The organism is Microbulbifer sp. MLAF003 (assembly GCF_030012965.1).
Taxonomy (GTDB): Bacteria; Pseudomonadota; Gammaproteobacteria; order Pseudomonadales; family Cellvibrionaceae; genus Microbulbifer; species Microbulbifer variabilis.
In genome coordinates this window covers 1,864,730-1,880,310 of the sequence record NZ_CP120232.1, presented here as the reverse complement: position 1 = coordinate 1,880,310, position 15,581 = coordinate 1,864,730, and the positions used below count along the sequence as shown (strand labels likewise).

The following is a 15,581-nucleotide window of genomic DNA, read 5'->3' as shown; positions in this document are numbered from 1 at the left end:
AACTCCCTGTAAAGATACCGAGCCGCACTCCCTATGATCATCATTAGTACTTGGCGTGCTTATGCCAGTAGAAACGGAATTAAGCGCGCAATTATTCCGCTGACGGGCCTGGTGCTCACACCTATTTTTCTGGTGCTCACCTTTTCCAGAAGCGCTTGGTGGTTAATCCCGCTGGCAGCGAGCCTGTTCCTGGTATTTCTGGGTCTTTACGACATATTCCAACGCCAGTGGACCCTTACCCGCAATTTTCCAGTGGCCGCCCGTATTCGCTGGATGTTCATGAACCTCCGTCCCTACTTTCGCGCCTACATAGTGGAGGGCGATGAGGAAGGCAGGCCGTTTAGCTATGAGGCCAGGCGATTAGTAAACGCCCGCGCCGAGGGAACATCTGATATGCACCCCTTCGGCACAGAGCAAGATGTCTATTCCGGCGAGCAGATGTGGCTGACGCACTCTATTACACCAGCAAAAAAAGCGGATATGAGTGTCCGAGTAAAAGTGGGTACTGAGCAGTGCTCTAAGCCCTATTCCGCATCCCTACTCAACATTTCTGCCATGAGCTTCGGAGCCTTATCCGCCGCAGCGATTGAAGCTCTGAACAAAGGCGCTGCAATCGGTGGCTTCTATCACGACACAGGTGAAGGCGGCATAAGTCCTTACCACAGAAAACATGGCGGTGACCTGGTATGGGAGCTGGGTTCCGGCTATTTTGGCGCGCGCAAGGATGATGGCAGTTTCGACCCCGACCTGTTTCGCGAGGCTTGCAATGACCAGGTCAAGATGACCGAAATCAAATTAAGCCAGGGCGCCAAACCCGGCCATGGCGGAGTCCTACCCGGTGCAAAAGTCACCCAGGAAATCGCTACCACCCGCAAGGTAAAGCCAGGGGTCGACTGTGTTTCACCACGCGCACACTCAATGTTTTCCACCCCCATTGAAATGCTGGAATTTGCAGAGCAGATGCGCACCCTCTCTGGTGGCAAGCCAGTGGGCATCAAACTTTGTGTCGGACATATCTATGAAGTCATGGCCATTATGAAAGCCATGCATGAAACAGGAATATTGCTGGACTTTATCGTGGTGGATGGCTCCGAAGGCGGGACCGGAGCAGCCCCACTGGAACTCTCCAACCGAGTGGGCATGCCCCTAATTGAAGGGCTGATCGTAATGCGCAATGCTCTGGTGGGCGCCGGGCTACGCGACAAAATACGTTTGGCTGCCAGCGGCAAAGTCTATTCCGCCTCAGGGTTGGCTGAGTGCCTGGCAGTTGGCGCCGACTGGTGCAATGCAGCACGTCCTTTCATGTTTTCCATCGGTTGTATCCAGTCTCTACGCTGTAACACAGATACCTGCCCGACCGGTGTCACCACCCAGGATCCCAAGCGACAACGCGGACTGGTGGTAGATGTGCAGAGCAAGCGCGCAGCAGCATTCCAAGCAAAAACCCTGGAAGCTCTCGGGGATATTGTTGCTGCCGCCGGGCTGACAGATCCTCGAGACCTGCAACCCTATCACCTATATCACAATATCAATGCGGTCGAGACCCTGCCCATTCATCACATCTGGCACTTTATCGAGGAAAACTCCCTGATTGATGCACCTGAGGAAACCCCTTACGGGCGCTGGTGGCTAGCCGCCCAAGCGAATTCTTTCCAACCTGCATTTAAGTTGGAGCACGGTCTGGACAGAGGCATCCGGCGTATTTCGGAATAAGCAACTCTATTACCACACCCTTTTTTGTGGAGATTAAAATGAAAACCGTTTCGGAGGTTGTCGTCGACACCCTGGTAAAAGCCGGGGCCAAGCGCTGCTATGGAATCGTCGGCGATACCATCAATCATTTCACTTCAGCCGTACGCACCTCAGATCTCGAATGGATACATGTACGCCACGAGGAGGTCGGTGCCTTCGCCGCCGGAGGTGAGTCTTACCTGAGTGGTGAACTAAGCATTTGTGCAGGCACCGCAGGCCCCGGCAGCCTGCACTTTATTAACGGTATTTTTGAAAGCCACAGAAATGGCGCGCCTGTACTGCTGGTCGCCTCCTGTATCGACCGTGCCGAACAGGGGCTTGGCTTCCCACAAGATGTGGACCAGAGAAAAATCTACGAGCAGTGTTCAGTTTTTTGTGAGGTACTGGCAGACCCAAACCAGGCCCGTCGTATTTTCAGCCAGGCAGCACAGGCCGCCCTCAATCACCGTGGCGTGGCAGTTGTGGTAGTCAGTGGCGATATGTTTAAAACCAAAGTGAAAGATTCGGTCCCCTGGTCTGTCCACCGTCCCCAATGGCTGACACGCCCCACCGATCAAGAGCTGAATGCCCTGGCAGAGAAAATTAACCAAGCTGGTAATATTGTTATTTATGGTGGCATTGGATGCCGCAACGCCCATGATGCAGTGGTAAATCTCGGTCAACACCTGGCCGCTCCGATAGTACACACCACAAAATCCAAGGAATTCCTGGAACACGATAACCCTTGTAATGTGGGCATGAATGGCATCCTCGGTAATCCCGCAGGCTATCGCGCAATTCAAACCTGTGATTTATTACTTTGCCTCGGGAACGATTTTGCCTACACCCAGTTTTACCCAGAGAAAGCCACCATTATCCAAGTGGATATCGAGCCAGCTCATCTCGGCCGACGCACTCCGGTTGATATGGGGCTGGTTGGCGACGTAAATACAACCATTGAAGCTCTGTTGCCAAAATTAAAAGCGCGTAAGCAAAGTAAATTCCTTGATGACCTACGTGCGCACTACCAAAAAGACCTTGAGCAAATGCAAGAGCGCGGTCATGAACCTGACCCCAAACTGATCCACCCCCAGTTTGTAGCGCAGACACTCGATAAGCTGGCTGACGAGGACACCGTATTTACCGCAGATGGTGGCTCTCCCATGGTATGGCTGCTGCGCCAGCTGCGCGCTAACGGAAAGCGGTCATTCCTAACCAGCCTATCCCACGGCACCATGGCCAATGCATACCCACAGGGACTGGGCATGGCTAAAGCCTATCCCGGGCGCCAGGTAATCGCCATGTGTGGTGACGGCGGTATGACCATGTTGATGGGAGACCTGCTAACCCTGGTCCAGGAAAAGATACCGCTCAAGCTTCTGGTATTTAATAACCACTCGCTGGGCTTTGTAGAAATGGAGCAGCGAATCGAAGGGATACTGGACAGTTTCACCGGTCTGAAAAATCCCGACTTCGGTCGTATGGCAGAAGTGATCGGCCTTACAGGAGAAAAAGTCGAAGAGGCGGGAGAACTTGAGGGCGCTATGAAGCGCTGGCTGGCAGTAGAGGGCCCTGCGCTGCTCGACGTAACCGTAAACCGGCTGGAATTGGTGATGCCGCCAGAAGTCACTGCCCAGCAGGTATCCTCAACTGCCCTGTTTGGGCTTAAGGCCATTCTCAATGGACGCGCCGATGAAGTGGTCGACTTGTTAAAAGATAACTTCCTGAAGTAGGCCGGCGTTATCACACAACTCTATCTGTGGGAGAAAATTATATTTTTCACCCTCCGCCGTTTTGGGTAGGCGCCTAAGGGACAGGAAGTGATGCACAAACTTGGAGAAAAGGTCCCCAACTCTCTGCTGGCACTTCTCGCCAGTGGAGAAATCGCCAGCAACAGCGCTCCTGGGCGCGCAGCGGCACGTCTTGAGGAGGAGCTGGCTCTTCGTCGCATTGACTTAATCACCACTGTCTCCAGTGACGATGCCAGCGCCATGCTGCGAGCCAATCCCGCAATCCAGTGTCTGCTATTGAACTGGGAACTTCCTGGTGACGGCGACTACCCCGCCCTGCACGTGTTGGAGCAGTTGCGTGCGCGCAATCTGCAATTGCCTGTCTTTTTACTCGCCGACCGCGAGACAGTTGGCAATATGCCGCGCCGCGCACTGGAACTGGCCAACGATTTCATCTGGATGCTGGAGGACACTCCCACCTTTATCAGCGGGCGTATCCAAGGGGCCATAGAGCGCTATCGCCAGGCGGTATTGCCGCCCATGTTTTCTGCCCTCACTCATTTTGCCCGCGTGCATGAATATTCCTGGCATACACCGGGGCATACCGGCGGCACCGCTTTTTTAAAATCCCCCGCCGGCCGCGCTTTTTACGATTTCTTCGGCGAAAATATGCTGCGCTCCGACCTGTCTATCTCGGTAACCGAGTTAGGATCACTGCTTGATCACACAGGGCCTATCGCTGCAGGGGAACACTACGCAGCGCAGGTTTTTGGTGCAGACCGCACCTACTATGTCACCAACGGTTCCTCCACTTCCAACCGGGTGATAGTGATGGCTTCCGTTACCCGCGGGCAATTGGCGCTGTGCGATCGCAATTGCCACAAATCGGTAGAACATGCGATCACCATGTCTGGCGCCGTACCGGCCTACCTGGTGCCACTGCGCAATCATTACGGCCTGATTGGTCCAATACCGCCTGAGCAACTGACCAAGGGAGCGGTAGACCAGGCCATCCAAGAGAACCCACTCTCCAAAATGGCGGATGGCCAGCGGGCAGTGCATGCGGTGATTACCAATTCCACTTATGACGGCCTCTGCTATAACGTGCGTAGGGTGGAAGAACTGCTGGGGGAATCGGTAGACCGCCTGCATTTTGATGAGGCCTGGTACGCATATGCGCGGTTCAATCCTATATACCGGAATCGATTCGCCATGTACGACAGCGACGACCCAGAGCCCAACCTGAAACCCACCAAATTCGCCACCCAGTCCACGCACAAATTACTCGCCGCGCTTTCCCAGGCTTCCATGATACATATTCGCGATGGGCGCAGTCCCATCGAGCACGGACGCTTTAACGAGGCATTTATGCTGCACGCCTCTACATCTCCGCTCTATTCCATCATGGCCTCCAACGACGTCAGTGCCGCCATGATGGATGGTCCTGGCGGCACCGCCTTAACTGGTGAATCCATTGCCGAAGCCGTGGCCTTTCGCCAGGTACTCGCGCGTCTAAAAAGGGAGTATGAGGACAAAGGCGAGTGGTTTTTTGATGGCTGGCAACCGGATCGGGTAACCGATCCCAGTAGCGGACACAATTATGCATTTCACGCAGCTCCCGCTGAATTGCTGTGTAAGGAAGTAGCTTGCTGGCTGCTAGATCCCGATGAGTCCTGGCACGGGTTCGGCAACCTGGAAAAAAACTATTGCATGTTAGATCCCATCAAAGTCTCTATCACCACCCCCGGCATGCAGCGCAATGGAGAGCTGGATAAATGGGGCATACCAGCCAGTATCATTAGTAAATATCTTGATAATCTTGGAATAATCGTCGAGAAAACTACAGACTTCACCATTCTGTTTTTGTTTTCCATTGGCATCACCAAAGGCAAGTGGGGCACTTTAGTTAACGCCCTACTCGCATTCAAGCGGGATTACGACGCCAATCACCCCATCAGCCAATGCTTGCCAAATCTACTTAAAAAGCATCCAACCTATGGCGATATTGGCCTGCGCGACCTGGCCGACAAAATGTTCGCCGGCATGAAAAAGCTGCGTAGCACCGCAACAATGTCAGCAGGTTTTTCCGCCCTACCCGGTGCAGACTGCAGCCCCGTTCAGGCTTACGAGGCTTTGGTACGTGGGGATGTGGAGATGCTGCCACTGAACCAGCTGGCTGGGCGCACTGCGGCAACCGGTGTAACCCCCTACCCTCCCGGCATTCCGCTACTGATGCCGGGTGAGAACTTTGGCACTGCAGATAGCCCCGCTCTGAAATATTTGCAGGTACTGGAGTCCTTCGATCGCGAATTTCCCGGTTTTAGCCATGACAATCACGGCGTGGAAGTTCGCAATGGGCGCTATCATATCTATGCCCTGAGGCCGGAGGTGCAGCCATAGCCCAGCTCCCCAGCGAAGTAAGTAAGATCAGCCTGCTACCAGCCACCCTCATGGTGGCAGGCAATATGATGGGCTCCGGGGTTTTTATGCTACCTGCCAATTTGGCCGTAGTGGGCAGCATATCCCTGATAGGCTGGCTGGTAACTGTTGTCGGCGCTGTAGCCCTGGCATTGGTTTTTGCACGCCTCGCCGCCTTAGATCCAGCCGCTGGCGGCCCGTATGCATATGCACGCAAAGCCTTCGGTGACTATATCGGTTACCAGACCAACCTGGTTTACTGGTTGGCCAACGTAATTGGCAATGTCGCCCTGATTACTGCTGGGTTAGGTTACATCACGCACTTCTTTCCCCCACTCAAAGATCCTCTTACGTTCGCCCTGGCCCAAGTAGCACTAATCTGGCTACTTACCTATGCCAATATCCTGGGGCCACGCACTGTAGGACGCATCCAATCCCTGACCACTAGCCTGGTACTAATCCCTATCCTGGGCACGGCCATATTTGGCTGGTTCTGGTTCGATAGCCAGACTTTTAGCTCAAGCTGGAACGTATCCGGCAAAAGTGATATCAGCGCAGTAATGACTACCCTCACCTTTACCCTATGGGCCTTTATCGGTGTTGAAACAGCTTCTGTATCTGCTGCTGTTGTTAAAAATCCTACTCGAAATGTACCTATCGCAACCGTAGGTGGCGTTCTGATTGCATCAGTGGCTTATGTGCTGAGTTCATCGGTCATTATGGGAATGGTCCCCAATAAAGAACTGCTGGCTTCCTCAGCCCCATTTGCCGACGCTGCCCGTCTGGCACTCGGTAACACCGCCGCGAATATAGTTGCGATATGTGCAGCCATCGGCTGTATCGGTTCTCTAGGCGGTTGGATTCTACTTGTGGGGCAGTCTGCTAAAGCCGCATCCGACGATGGGCTGTTTGCCAGTATTTTTGCCAGAACCAACAATAAGGGAGTGCCCTCCGCGGGCCTTACTCTTGTCGCAATACTGATGTCACTACTGGTACTCGCTACTATCTCCCCCAGCGCCAGCCAGCAGTTTGGCAAGATCGCTTCGGTAGCGGTAATAATGACGCTATTGCCCTATATCTATTCTGCGGTGGCGCTCAAGATACTCGCATACGGCAAAATGCCACATCATGAATACAGTATTTTCACCGTTATCTTGCTTATAGCTGCAGTTTATTGCCTGATCGCACTGGTTGGATCAAACGCACAACAAACACGCTGGTCTCTAATTTTTGTCATCACCACCGTCATTTTTTATGCACTGATATTAAATCGTCGCCGCAGCGTGGAAGAAAAGCATTTGCTGCCTGGCGGTCCCGAACCCGCCTGGGTACATTACTTCACTTTGACTGTCACCATCGGTGCACTATGTATTTTCTTCTGGATATCGGTCGGGCAATATAAAAATTTGGATCTGCGCCTGCGGGCACCACAACCCATCGAGCGACTGATTCATTCAGACCATAAAACAAGCGAAAGTACTTAAGTCAGTAAAAAACCCGTTGAATTATGTCTGCTGTCTTATCAGCTAACCCAGGTGAAATAGACTCCCTGTTACCGGCAATGTTAAGAACTTTCGGCCTCACAGAATTTATAAAATCGCGGATTTCAACAATACAATTTCGACATGGATTCACCAAAATACAGGGCTTACCCAATTTCTGGCAGTAATATAGAGTAAGGGCAGTTCCATCACTACTAGGCATTGTCGCAAGGATCAGAGTTGCATCAGAGTTTTTAACATTCTCCTCGGTGCGCTCCTCATAGTTTGCCGAATGACTTTCTACCAACCCATAAGATTTCAACATCTCTGGCCTGGCACCTTCCTCAGTCAAATAACCCAGTGGTGCGCAGCCTCCAGTAGGAATCCCTACACGTTTGGCGCCTATCAACCCACCAACATCTGCTCCGGTTTGCCCCCCACTGATAATTTTTTTGGCCAAAACATAAATTTATCCTCCTCTCATATTCAGGAGCCAACAAATAACCACCGACATTTATAGCCATCTAATCGGTTACAAGTAAGGCGCAGCTTCGTATGAAATCCACATCCCCCAAAAGGAGTAAGAGATCACTCTCTTAGGGCTAATTCATACGCTAATTATTACTCTACCGTTACCCGCTGCCATCGCTACTCGACATAGCTACTCATTGGAGAGACCGTCATTGAGTTTTCAAATTCAATGGCTTCTAGTAAACTCACATTCTTCGTATTTACAGAAACTATATATGTAGGAGTAGATGGACCAGGCGTGTAACGATATAGAATAGTACCTTTCGGGAGAGATCCGACAGCTTCAGGTGCTTCTTGCAGCTTCAGTGACTCTGTGAGCATCATGGGATCATTTAGAAGCTCATGCCCACTCCATAACACACCTAAAACAAAACCAATCGCAACAAACACTACTACAAACAGTAGACGAAATATCACTCTGCCTCCCTATAAGCATAACCCTGCCACCAGGGTGCGACTTGATTTTCATACAACTTGCAGGAAACTAAATACGCGACGAATGCTAAAAGCATAGGAAAAAATAGTTCAATCACATGATTGTGCTTGGCATCAGGCGGGCGACGGTGACACCCAATCTAGCCCGATCATGTACGTCGCTCAAAATATACCCAGAGATAGAAAAAAACCTACCATTTTACCAATGGGAAAATTAAGCAGGCAAAAAACAGATTTCTACCTGGCTATATTTGTATACACGCAGTTTTTAAAGATAGATCGGGCCCCACTCAGGGTTATTAACAATCACAACCTTTATTGGCGGTTTCCGCATAGGTGAAATATAGCAGTATTAGATCGTCCTACAGGCGATAAAAAAGCCTGTGATATTGCTTATGTAAGAGACTTAATTTCATCGCCTAGAATCCATAATAGAAAAGGTGAACCTCTAAATAACCCCGCCAAGCAGATCTGAAAAACCACAAAGATATTGTGAAACTATTCAGAAGTTACTAATTTCAGATCTACCTCCCCATTGAAATCTTTATCGGCACCCCCTATGTTACGCGAGCATTACGCTAGGCAAACTCATGAACTACTATCTGATACTAAAAACTCTGCATATCCTCTGTGCGATTATCATCCTGGGTACTGGTACCGGCATTGCCTGGTATACCTTTCGCGGCTGGCTATCCGGAGACTCACAGGTCCTCCGCTGGGTAAGCCGGGAAACTGTAGCCGCCGACTGGATTTTTACCGGTAGTGCTGTACTGGGATTATTGGGCAGCGCTATTGGTATGCTGACAATCCATCCAGTCTGGATGCAGCAAGCTTGGTTGCAAGTTGCTGCGGGGCTCACTGCAGTTATGTTCCTGCTGTGGTTACCAGTGGTGTACTTGCAGTATCAGTTACGCGCTCATACAGACAGTGGGTCATGCAAGAGGAAAACCGGTAAAATTATGCGCATCTGGTGTTTGCTTGGGGCTACCGCATTTCCAATAACGGTAGCTATTGTCTACCTAATGGTGGCCAAGCCCGCGTTGTAATCTACTGCGCCCAAATCATAATCAAGTGACACCCAATCACCAGCCAGGTCACCCTGCTGCGGGTGCGAAAATACTGTTCGCGCCCGGGTAGATTTGGATTCAGCCGCGCCTCCATCCAGGCAACAAAAGCAAAGCCGATAGCCAGAACAGGAAGCCCCCAAGAAGTTTGGTATAGCAACATCCCTACCCACCCAAATAGGGCTACCAGGTTGCTGAGTAACACCAGGGCAATTCGGTGAGGATGGCCAGGGCGATTCAGTGCTCCTCCCCACCAAATACCGCAGAGGAAGCTGAGAATAACCACGCTATATGCGGAAAAAAACAGGCGCCCATCAATACCCAGCAGTGAAATTTCCAGCAACTGCAGCAATATGCCTATGACAAAGGGAGCAAGCCCCAAATATGCCAGGGCATCAAACAGGCGGGTATCCACTACAGGTTGTTGATAGCCATGACTATCCATGTTGTCTAAGCTTCCTGTTCAGTCCGGCAAGAAATCTCCAATTAGAACAACTAGTTTAGTGGCACGAGATCAAGCTTATGGAAGAAGAACACAAAGTCGACGTCAAACAGGCACTGCGGGTCTTCGATCGGGCCACCAAAGAAGGGCAAAAGGAGGCCGATGGCTGGCATTTCCAAGGGCTGACGATGAGCACCGACTTTGACGGTTATACGGTTTTTATCAATTCACCCAAGGTAAAACTAACCGTCTTTTTCCATAACAAATATTCGGTAGACTATGAAAACAGCAGAGATCTTGGGGAGTTTCTTAAATTAATCGCCAGCCTCGATAATAACTGAGAGTCAGTGCTCCGGCACTCCGCTGTGAAAGCGGAATTCACCATCGCTACTTTGGACCAAATCCCTCTCCACTTCCAACAGGGCCTGCACCCGGTGCTCGATATCTTCACCCGCGGCCTTCTTGGCAAGGTGCAGATAGTCACGGAAATGGCGGGCCTCAGACTTCAACAGAGACAGATAAAACTTCTGTAGCTCTTCATCCAGGAAAGGGGCAATCTTGGCAAAGCGCTCGCAGGAGCGCGCCTCAATAATCGCACCACAAATCAAAGTATCGACCAAACGATTCGGCTCAGTAGTGCGCACTTCCGCGCGCAGACTCGCCGCATAGCGGGAAGCGCTTACATGGGGATAGGCAATGCCACGCTTTTCCATGATGGCCAGCACCTGCTCGAAATGGCGCAACTCTTCGCGAGCCAAGCGCGACATTTTGTTCAGCAACTCAAAGTCATTCAGGTAGCGGAACATCAAGTTGAGCGCAGTGCCCGCCGCTTTCTTTTCACAGTTCGCATGGTCAACCAACATCATTTCAGGCTCGGCCAGCGCCGCTTCAATCCAGGCATCCGGGGTTGAGCACAGCAGGAATTCATGGATAGGGGAAAGATCGGGGACTTGGGCACTCATAAGATAGATATTTCAACTGGAGTAAATCACTTGGCGCGGGATTATAGCGGCCTGCTCAAAGAAACGCAGGCTTATCCGCTAAGTCACCTTTGACTCCCCCTACTATTGACCACAACCGACACCGACAGAAGGTACAAATTGGTACCCAGCTCAGGATATTTAGATTGATAACGGTTTATTAAGTGAATTAATATAGATTTTCAAAAACCCTCCAAAACAATGTCAATGAAAGATCACCGCGAATTGGCCCGCACAATCGCCCCTTTACTGGAGCAGCTCCACAGTAGCGCAGGGCAACTGCGCGAATCTCTGGAGCAGCTGCAAAGTGCGGGCAAGCCCTGGCAGCATTACTTATTGCAACCTCAGTTCGCACAGGAGACAGCCCTGGCTCTAGGGCAAAGTTTCGAACGGCCATTTTCACTGGCTGGTGCTCTCTATACCCAGCTGGACTATGCAGAGCCAGTGGATTCTGGCAGCGATGCCCGCGCAACCCTGCAGCTTCCCGGACTTCTCGCAGTACCCCAAAAGACATTGAGGCTGGCACAGCAGCTTAATACCCATAAAGAGAGCTTTAGTGCGGCTATTGCCGATTTCCGGGCGGTACTTGGGGAGCGACCAGTGGCAGAGAGAGATCGCACGGTGCGGGAGGTACTGGCAGATGCCGGTTTCCCCCGCGCCCACCTGCGCCAGTGCTATCGGCTGGTACTGCTTTGCGCCAGGCGGCCCGATGCCATCACCCTTTCCTGGATAAAGGCACGCAAATCGATTCGCAAGGTGAGTGTAAAGTGGTGTGAAAAGAAACTGGACCAGCTGGACCCGCTAGGGTCTGATCCCGGTATTCAATACCAGCGGCAGCTACTCGCTGGCCTGCACAAGAGCCAACAGGATGATTTGCGCCAGGTACAAGTGCAGAGCCGCCCCAACCTTCAGGTGGCAGAGATTTTTTATAGCCATGAACCTGGAGAAGAAGATGAATACCATCAGGTTGGTTATTCATCCATGCCGATCCTGGTGGAGGGAAATGAGGCCGGACAGCTGCCAGAGTTTACCCGGGTAGATCACCAGCCCAGCCTGAGTCGGCGCCGCCAAAGGCGCGATCTGGCGCTCTCTACCGAGGCATTCCTTCCCGCACTGCGGGTATTCTTGCGGGAGCAAAGGTAAAATCCTGGGAGGCCGCTTTTTCATTTTTAGAAACTATAACAACCCAATAGAAAACCCAGCTCTCAGTTTCGCTACAAGTTCTACTTGAACAGGCCGTGTATTTTCGAGAAGTACTGCCACCCCACCACGCAATATCAGCCCTTGATGACGCCGGGAGCAACAAAACGCTGGTAGTAGGCAACTGATAAAGCGTAAAAATCCTCATCAATACGCTGGCGCACCTCTACCAGGGGCACGCCACGTGCCTGGGGCGTTGGGCTCAGGCCGTATTCTCGTAAATCATTAATTTGGCTGGCGCCCGCACGCAACAATTCGAACACCCAGCAATAAGGGCTCTGGCTGTCATCAAATCGGATTTGTTGATGATACAGCTGCGCCACAAAGCGCTTTTCATCAACAATCTCTAACTGGCTGCGCACCGCATTCACCAAATAGCCCTCACGCCGCTCAGCAATAATACGGCGCTGCTCCTCGGTATAGGCATTCCAGTCGATCACTTCGTGGGCAAATCGCTTACAGCCTCGGCAAACATCGTCGCCTATTCCCGTTGAGCAAACCCCAATGCAGGGTGTGCGGACTTTTTTGTACATCGATTAACCAGTTGCAGCCATCCTGGCCCCCATGGCCTGGATCAATATTGCGCGTAGACTATTTTGTTTCGACCGGCAAGAAAAGTGTTAAGACGATTACTACCACACCTACTAAAATTCACTCCATTAATAGTCGTAATTCACTTAAATTATTGATTTTTCGATAAACTTAACAGCAGTAAGGCTTTCCTGTAGTATTCGCCACCCGCCTTCAGCGGCCTCGAAAAAAATCCCAGCAGCCTGTGATGCATAGACTGGGAATTACACCCGCTGATGGTGCCACCCCACACACCGAGAGGGACTTATCCGTGCTTGAAGCCTATCGTAAACACGTCGCAGAACGCGCCGAACAGGGCATTCCACCGAAGCCGCTCGACGCCGAGCAAGTAGCTGGCCTGGTTGAGTTGCTGAAAAATCCGCCAAAAGGCGAAGAACAAGAATTAGTTGAGCTGCTCACTCACCGCGTACCGCCAGGTGTTGACGAAGCAGCTTATGTTAAAGCCGGTTTCCTGTCCGCCATCATTAAGGGTGAAGCGGAAACCCCACTGATCGACCGCAAGCAGGCTGTAGAGCTGCTGGGCCAGATGCTGGGCGGCTATAACATCCACACCTTGGTTGAAATGCTGGACGACAAAGAGCTGGCTGAGCTGGCTGCAGAGCAGCTGAAAGGCACCCTGCTGATGTTCGACGCCTTCCACGATGTGGAAGAAAAAGCCAAAGCCGGCAACGAACACGCCAAAGCAGTACTGCAGTCCTGGGCCGATGCCGAGTGGTTCACCAAACGCAACAAAGTACCTGAGAGCATCAAAGTTGCTGTATTCAAGGTAACCGGCGAAACCAACACCGACGATCTGTCCCCGGCACCCGATGCCTGGTCCCGTCCAGACATCCCCCTACACGCGCTGGCCATGTACAAAATGAAGCGCGATGGCCTGGAGCCGGAAGAAGCTGGCGTTACCGGCCCGCTGAAGCAAATTGAAGAAGTTAAAGCCAAGGGCCTGCCCGTTGCTTTCGTTGGCGACGTAGTGGGTACCGGCTCTTCCCGTAAGTCCGCCACCAACTCCGTACTCTGGTACTTCGGTGAAGAAATGCCGGGCGTACCCAACAAGAAGGGTGGCGGTATTTGTATCGGCGGTAAAGTTGCCCCGATCTTCTACAACACCATGGAAGATGCCGGCGCGCTGGTATTCGAAGCTCCCGTTGACGAACTGGGCATGGGCGACGTTATCGAGATCCGCCCTTACGACGGCAAGATCCTGGCGGAAGACGGCAAAGTACTGTCTGAATTCCAGCTGAAGTCCGATGTACTGCTGGACGAAGTTCAGGCTGGTGGCCGTATCAACCTGATTATCGGTCGCGGCCTGACCGGCAAAGCCCGTGAAGCCCTGGGCCTGGCGCCTTCCGAGCTGTTCCGCAAGCCTGAACAGCCCGCCGACACCGGCAAGGGTTACACTCTGGCACAGAAGATGGTTGGTAAAGCCTGTGGCGTTGAAGGTATCCGTCCGGGCACCTACTGCGAGCCGAAAATGACCACTGTGGGCTCCCAGGACACCACTGGCCCCATGACCCGTGACGAACTCAAAGACCTGGCCTGCCTCGGCTTCTCCGCCGACCTGGTGATGCAGTCCTTCTGTCACACTGCGGCCTACCCCAAGCCCGTCGATATCGACACCCAGCACACCCTGCCGGACTTCATCATGAACCGCGGTGGTGTTTCCCTGCGCCCGGCTGACGGCATCATCCACAGCTGGCTGAACCGCATGCTGCTGCCGGACACCGTAGGTACCGGCGGTGACTCCCACACCCGATTCCCCATGGGTATCTCCTTCCCGGCAGGTTCCGGTCTGGTAGCTTTCGCTGCCGCAACCGGTGTTATGCCACTGGATATGCCCGAGTCCGTACTGGTGCGCTTCAAGGGCGAAATGCAACCTGGCATTACCCTGCGTGACCTGGTACACGCCATTCCTCTGTACGCCATCAAGCAGGGCCTGCTGACCGTAGAGAAGAAAGGTAAGAAGAATATCTTCTCCGGCCGCATCCTCGAGATCGAAGGCCTGGAAAACCTGACGGTAGAGCAGGCTTTCGAACTGTCTGATGCCTCCGCCGAGCGCTCCGCAGCTGGCTGCACCATCAAGCTGTCTGAAGAGACCATGTCTGAGTACCTGCGCTCCAATATCACTCTGTTGCGCTGGATGATCGCTGAAGGTTACGGCTCCAAGCGCACCCTGGAGCGCCGTGCGCGCGCCATGGAAGAGTGGCTCGCCAACCCGAAACTGATGGAAGCGGACGTCGACGCCGAGTACCTGGAAGTCATCGAAATCGATCTGGCCGAAATCAAAGAGCCGATCGTTTGCGCCCCGAACGACCCAGACGACGCTCGCCTGCTGTCTGACGTTGCCGGTGACAAGGTAGATGAAGTCTTTATCGGCTCCTGTATGACCAACATCGGCCACTTCCGCGCTGCCGGTAAGCTGCTGCAGGAACACAAAGGTGGCATTTCCACCCGTATGTGGATCGCTCCGCCCACCAAAATGGACGAGCATCAGCTGATGGAAGAGGGTTACTACAACATCTATGGTGCATCCGGTGCCCGCACCGAAATGCCCGGGTGTTCCCTGTGTATGGGTAACCAGGCACGTGTGGCCCCTGGCAGCACAGTGCTGTCCACCTCCACCCGCAACTTCCCCAACCGCCTGGGCGACGGTGCTAACGTATACCTGACCTCCGCCGAGCTGGCTTCTGTGGGCGCCATTCTGGGTAAACTGCCGACTCCGGCTGAGTATCAGGAATACGCGAAGAATCTGGATTCCATGTCCGGCGAAATCTACCGCTACCTGAACTTCGACCAGATTGAAGACTTCCAGAAGTCTGCCGAAGAAGGCAAGCGCATTGCCGCTACTGAGATCCAGGACGTTGCTGTTTAAGCAGTAGCTCTGCCTTATGGAAAAGCCCTGTCATTTTTGGCGGGGCTTTTTTGTTTGTGCCTACAGTACTAACAATCAGTAGCCAACAATGAGAGGGTGCTATTCAGGCAGC

Annotated in this window: 13 protein-coding genes; 8 read left to right on the top strand and 5 right to left on the bottom strand. The window is 52.5% G+C overall.

Annotated features, from left to right (window positions below; genetic code table 11):
- The first annotated feature begins 33 nt into the window (after positions 1-33).
- The 4 genes from P3339_RS09040 to adiC all read left to right on the top strand — a co-directional run bounded on the left by P3339_RS09040 (position 34) and on the right by adiC (position 7,363).
- Complete coding sequence (locus tag P3339_RS09040; protein ID WP_020413180.1) at positions 34-1,713, top strand: FMN-binding glutamate synthase family protein; 1,680 nt, start codon at positions 34-36, stop codon at positions 1,711-1,713.
- Positions 1,714-1,751: 38 nt separating this feature from the next.
- Complete coding sequence (locus P3339_RS09035; RefSeq protein ID WP_282953133.1) at positions 1,752-3,464, top strand: thiamine pyrophosphate-dependent enzyme; 1,713 nt, start codon at positions 1,752-1,754, stop codon at positions 3,462-3,464.
- A gap of 90 nt (positions 3,465-3,554) precedes the next feature.
- On the top strand, positions 3,555-5,861 hold the full coding sequence (locus P3339_RS09030; protein WP_282953132.1) for an Orn/Lys/Arg family decarboxylase: 2,307 nt from the start codon (positions 3,555-3,557) through the stop codon (positions 5,859-5,861).
- Positions 5,858-7,363 (top strand): arginine/agmatine antiporter, encoded by a 1,506-nt coding sequence (adiC, locus tag P3339_RS09025; RefSeq protein WP_282953571.1) that lies wholly within the window; start codon positions 5,858-5,860, stop codon positions 7,361-7,363. The genes P3339_RS09030 and adiC overlap by 4 nt, the downstream gene beginning before the upstream one ends.
- Position 7,364: 1 nt before the next feature.
- Here the strand turns inward: adiC and P3339_RS09020 are convergent, their stop codons facing one another.
- On the bottom strand, positions 7,365-7,820 hold the full coding sequence (locus P3339_RS09020; RefSeq protein WP_282953131.1) for a YpsA SLOG family protein: 456 nt from the start codon (positions 7,818-7,820) through the stop codon (positions 7,365-7,367).
- 188 nt (positions 7,821-8,008) lie between these two features.
- Positions 8,009-8,308 carry a hypothetical protein gene (locus P3339_RS09015; RefSeq protein WP_282953130.1) on the bottom strand — a complete coding sequence of 100 codons (300 nt, stop codon included), beginning with the start codon at positions 8,306-8,308 and terminating at the stop codon, positions 8,009-8,011.
- Positions 8,309-8,916: 608 nt separating this feature from the next.
- Here P3339_RS09015 and P3339_RS09010 point away from each other — a divergent pair.
- Complete coding sequence (locus P3339_RS09010; RefSeq protein WP_282953129.1) at positions 8,917-9,372, top strand: DUF2269 domain-containing protein; 456 nt, start codon at positions 8,917-8,919, stop codon at positions 9,370-9,372.
- Between the two features lies 1 nt (position 9,373).
- On the opposite strand, the gene P3339_RS09005 is transcribed toward P3339_RS09010, so the two are convergent.
- Complete coding sequence (locus P3339_RS09005) at positions 9,374-9,835, bottom strand: DUF3429 domain-containing protein (protein WP_282953128.1); 462 nt, start codon at positions 9,833-9,835, stop codon at positions 9,374-9,376.
- Between the two features lie 77 nt (positions 9,836-9,912).
- Here P3339_RS09005 and P3339_RS09000 point away from each other — a divergent pair, with 77 nt between their 5' ends.
- Positions 9,913-10,173 carry a DUF3081 family protein gene (locus P3339_RS09000; protein ID WP_020413187.1) on the top strand — a complete coding sequence of 87 codons (261 nt, stop codon included), beginning with the start codon at positions 9,913-9,915 and terminating at the stop codon, positions 10,171-10,173.
- A gap of 3 nt (positions 10,174-10,176) precedes the next feature.
- Here the strand turns inward: P3339_RS09000 and P3339_RS08995 are convergent, their stop codons facing one another.
- The gene (locus P3339_RS08995; protein WP_282953127.1) at positions 10,177-10,794 is read right to left on the bottom strand and encodes a MiaE family protein; all 618 of its coding nucleotides are present in this window, start codon (positions 10,792-10,794) and stop codon (positions 10,177-10,179) included.
- 225 nt (positions 10,795-11,019) lie between these two features.
- Between P3339_RS08995 and P3339_RS08990 the strand changes: the two genes are divergently transcribed.
- The gene (locus P3339_RS08990) at positions 11,020-11,955 is read left to right on the top strand and encodes a hypothetical protein (RefSeq protein ID WP_282953126.1); all 936 of its coding nucleotides are present in this window, start codon (positions 11,020-11,022) and stop codon (positions 11,953-11,955) included.
- Between the two features lie 134 nt (positions 11,956-12,089).
- On the opposite strand, the gene P3339_RS08985 is transcribed toward P3339_RS08990, so the two are convergent.
- Positions 12,090-12,545 carry a DUF1289 domain-containing protein gene (locus P3339_RS08985; RefSeq protein ID WP_282953125.1) on the bottom strand — a complete coding sequence of 152 codons (456 nt, stop codon included), beginning with the start codon at positions 12,543-12,545 and terminating at the stop codon, positions 12,090-12,092.
- Between the two features lie 308 nt (positions 12,546-12,853).
- On the opposite strand from P3339_RS08985, the gene acnB reads away from it, so the two are divergent.
- Positions 12,854-15,469 carry a bifunctional aconitate hydratase 2/2-methylisocitrate dehydratase gene (acnB, locus tag P3339_RS08980; protein WP_282953570.1) on the top strand — a complete coding sequence of 872 codons (2,616 nt, stop codon included), beginning with the start codon at positions 12,854-12,856 and terminating at the stop codon, positions 15,467-15,469.
- Positions 15,470-15,581 lie beyond the last annotated feature (112 nt).

Bases quoted from the DNA above. Each gene is read 5' to 3' on its own strand.
- P3339_RS09040 (WP_020413180.1), top strand. From the start codon at position 34: ATGATCATCATTAGTACTTGGCGTGCTTATGCCAGTAGAAACGGAATT.
- P3339_RS09035 (WP_282953133.1), top strand. From the start codon at position 1,752: ATGAAAACCGTTTCGGAGGTTGTCGTCGACACCCTGGTAAAAGCCGGG.
- P3339_RS09030 (WP_282953132.1), top strand. From the start codon at position 3,555: ATGCACAAACTTGGAGAAAAGGTCCCCAACTCTCTGCTGGCACTTCTC.
- P3339_RS09010 (WP_282953129.1), top strand. From the start codon at position 8,917: ATGAACTACTATCTGATACTAAAAACTCTGCATATCCTCTGTGCGATT.
- P3339_RS09005 (WP_282953128.1), bottom strand. From the start codon at position 9,835: ATGGATAGTCATGGCTATCAACAACCTGTAGTGGATACCCGCCTGTTT.
- P3339_RS09000 (WP_020413187.1), top strand. From the start codon at position 9,913: ATGGAAGAAGAACACAAAGTCGACGTCAAACAGGCACTGCGGGTCTTC.
- P3339_RS08995 (WP_282953127.1), bottom strand. From the start codon at position 10,794: ATGAGTGCCCAAGTCCCCGATCTTTCCCCTATCCATGAATTCCTGCTG.
- P3339_RS08990 (WP_282953126.1), top strand. From the start codon at position 11,020: ATGAAAGATCACCGCGAATTGGCCCGCACAATCGCCCCTTTACTGGAG.
- P3339_RS08985 (WP_282953125.1), bottom strand. From the start codon at position 12,545: ATGTACAAAAAAGTCCGCACACCCTGCATTGGGGTTTGCTCAACGGGA.